We start from the raw sequence: 1,616 nt of genomic DNA on the forward strand, positions 1-1,616 counted from the left end.
AATACAGATTGTGTGTAGGCATATAGAATCACTTTTAACATCATTTTAGGATGGTACGAAGTTGCACCACGGTGATGTCTGAATTCGTCGAATTCATTGTCAGGAATTGTTTCAACAATATCATTTATATGTCGTGAAATATCATTTGTGGGGATAAGAACTGAAGTTTCCATTGGTAGAGTAAGTTGAGTCATGTTATAATTTTTATACATAAGGCACCTCGTTAATTTAGTTTAGTGATGTTTATTAAATTATACGAAAGTGCTTTATTTTTTTAAAGTATTACAATGTAAAATTACATATAAATACAAAGTATTTTGGCGAGACTCTTGAGGGAACAGGACAAGCTGAAGACTACAGGCTGAAGCTGTCCCCTAAGAAAGCGAGCCAACAATACGGAGTATTGTAAATAAAGAAGCCAGTAAATGAATTTGTTAAAACTCATTTACTGGCTATTTCTCTAGGGTTTATGTCCCAGACTCTATTTTTTTATGTTCACATTTTTTAAAAGAGAAAATACTATTAACATACCAAACATCATAATTCCAGTTACTATAATTATAAATGCTCGATAATCTTACTCAACTTTTCCATATAAAAAATAACTTATTTTAAATTAATTAATTAATCACATTAAAAAATTATATAATCCTTGCCAAAAAAGAACATACGTTCTACAATGATGATGAGGTGGTAAACATGATTCCAAATCCTAATGCGCCAGATGAATATAAATATGAAACTGATTATAGAAAAATACCAAGAAAATATTTAAACCCTAAAATCCCTCAAGGGCGTGGAAAAATCAAATGGCAAGCTTTTGCGACTCTCCCGCAACAGTTTGAAATTTTAGAACAAATTATAAAGGATCAAAATAAAATAGAAAAACCATTGCTAACACATGATTCATTAGATAATTTAGATCAGATTTTTCAAATAAAAATTCAAAATGATGAGTTATGTACAATCTCATATTGGGAAGACGGCAGCATTTCAAACTATACAGGAAAAATTTTGAAAATTGATACAATCAATGGTTATTTTACATTTTACGATTCTACAAATACTAAACATACTTTTTTTAATACTAATGTGTATAATATCTCTTAAACTCGAATTATTTCTCTTTACCTGTGTATTAAATATCTTCATATATTTTATTATATAATGTGTTTATTTCATCTTTGAGCCTCTTTTTCTCATTTTCTAAAGATTTTACTCTCCTTTTTAATGAAGAAATTAATGCGTCTTTACCGTCACTGTTATTTTTATGTACAAATATGTCTTTACTTTGTTCACGTAACTCTTCGATTCTCTTTCGAATTTTACTATTATTATATAAAGTAGCTTTAGATACATTTGAATGCTTAGCAACAATATTAAAGTTAATTTCTTCATTTTTTCGAACCAATTCATTTATTGCTTTAGAAACTTTTTGCTCGGTTTTAACTTTTCGTTCTGCATGTAACTGTTTTAATTGTTCTTGTCTATTGTAAATGGCGGTTATAAAATGTAGGAAAATGGCGAAATGAAAATGCTGTTTTTCCTACATTTTTTCTTTTTTAAATTATATAATCATGTCTTAACTCAATCTTCGATTGGAGGTTATTTGATTG

Annotated in this window: 3 protein-coding genes; 1 reads left to right on the forward strand and 2 read right to left on the reverse strand. The window is 28.2% G+C overall.

The genetic code is table 11. The features are described from left to right. On the reverse strand, window positions 1–212 hold a 212-nt coding region (locus tag IDG65_RS14010), incomplete at its 3' end, for a transposase (RefSeq protein ID WP_142379635.1). A 487-nt stretch (window positions 213–699) separates the two neighbouring features. Here IDG65_RS14010 and IDG65_RS14015 point away from each other — a divergent pair. Next, window positions 700–1,110, forward strand: a complete 411-nt coding sequence (locus IDG65_RS14015) for a YolD-like family protein (protein ID WP_000612780.1) — start codon at window positions 700–702, stop codon at window positions 1,108–1,110. Between the two features lie 28 nt (window positions 1,111–1,138). Here IDG65_RS14015 and IDG65_RS14020 read toward each other — a convergent pair whose 3' ends face one another. Continuing rightward, the gene (locus tag IDG65_RS14020; RefSeq protein ID WP_103146663.1) at window positions 1,139–1,498 is read right to left on the reverse strand and encodes a DUF6262 family protein; all 360 of its coding nucleotides are present in this window, start codon (window positions 1,496–1,498) and stop codon (window positions 1,139–1,141) included. Between the last annotated feature and the right edge of the window lie 118 nt (window positions 1,499–1,616).

Origin of the sequence: Staphylococcus sp. EG-SA-17 (assembly GCF_017151845.1) — a bacterium.
Classification (GTDB): Bacteria; Bacillota; Bacilli; order Staphylococcales; family Staphylococcaceae; genus Staphylococcus; species Staphylococcus aureus.